At 47.3% G+C, this 1,457-nt stretch carries 2 protein-coding genes; one reads left to right on the top strand and one right to left on the bottom strand.

Annotated features, from left to right (window positions below; all coding sequences use genetic code 11):
- Positions 1-243 (bottom strand): response regulator (locus NZ772_18870; protein MCS6815621.1); only part of this gene is annotated, 243 nt, incomplete at its 3' end.
- A gap of 612 nt (positions 244-855) precedes the next feature.
- Here NZ772_18870 and NZ772_18865 point away from each other — a divergent pair.
- A partial coding sequence (locus NZ772_18865) for an ATP-dependent helicase (GenBank protein ID MCS6815620.1) occupies positions 856-1,457 on the top strand: 602 nt, incomplete at its 3' end.

Raw genomic sequence — 1,457 nt, 5'->3', positions numbered from 1 at the left:
AATCAACGGTACCTTGACATCACGTTCATGTAACAGCTTGAGGATGTTGTGAACCTTTACATGCACCATGGTGCAACTAGCGATGATAATATCCCACGGTTCATCGAGAGCAGTCACGATCGCAGGCGTTGTGCCCACAACAGTTGATATAACGTTGTAGCCACCAGATCGCAGCTCAGCAATCAATGCATTTGCATTGCTGTCAGAGTCATCGACGATTAAGACGCGGAGCGACGAACTCACAAATCTTCTCCTTCAAAGCAGTCACACAATCCAACTGTTTTCATCCACAGCCTCAGCCATTTTGTCCATGCTTTTTCGCAGGCGATGAGATGGCCCAGCGCCTACTTTGCAATCGCACCTATGGAGAATGACAGGACTTACATTGTTGCTGCTGCATCTGTTCTAGCAGGTTTCTGGTGTCAGTTCAGTAAGGTTAGTATCAGCGATTAATTAATTGAGTAGCTAATTGATCAATCAGCAGTCAACATCAATCTCATATCGCAAGGATATTTATGATACGGTAATATTCATGAGTACAGTTGCTGCAACGCTCGCCACTAATTTTGCACGCAAGATGTTAGCCCTTGCATACTCCAGAGAGCACAGACGAGTCATTGCTGTTATATAACTTAGCAATCATTACCAGCAGGATGTATTGAGGTTTCAGACTATGAATATACGCATTCAGTCGCCTGAAGGGATTGCTACCTGCATCTGAGTCAATTGGTTTAATGCTTGTCGTTTGGAGAGGGGCATATTAAATGAATCGCAGTGACTACCTTCCCCTTAGCACAGATCATTCCCTGACTAAATACGTAATCTAGTCTGCATCACATGGACGAGTAGGTATCAATGGCAGTTTTACACGGTACTTGGCTACCCCAAGGTTGTTTGTTCCTGTGGGGTGAGGCGTGGCAACGCAGTGGTGCAGTTGCTGCTGAAGAATTGACAACTCCAGTATCATACCCGTTTGCCCTTGCTCTGAATGACCTGATTGCGGAGTTGTCTGCGTTGCCTAACAATCACCAACTGTGGGATCAGCCGATGACCCAGATAGTTGCTTTGCCCACGTGGGTCACTGCTTCAACACTGTTGCCATGCTACAGCGCGAGTACTAACCCTCCTGACCTAGAGACAATGTCAGCGTCAGATATAGCCCTTTGCTTATATCCTTGGCAGATTACTGGCGTGTGTCTATCACCAGATGCAGCATTGACGTGGTTAAATAACCTGCCCTTGGGGACGATGCCTGAGGCTGTAAACTTGGGTGGTGATATTCGACTCTGGTCCCACATTGCTCGCTGGAGCTTGGACTTATTGGCGCGGACAAAGTTTCTGCCAAGGCTAGAATCTACCCCTAATGGTGCCGTGGCCCGTTGGCATCCTTTACTCGACAGTAGTAACGACCAGCAGCGGTTAGAACGGTTTAGTCGAGCTATGCCAGTTGTATGTCG

Source organism: Cyanobacteriota bacterium, assembly GCA_025054735.1.
Classification (GTDB): domain Bacteria; phylum Cyanobacteriota; class Cyanobacteriia; order SKYG9; family SKYG9; genus SKYG9.
Note: the sequence above shows the minus strand (reverse complement) of the source record. Positions and strands in the feature narration are given on the sequence as shown.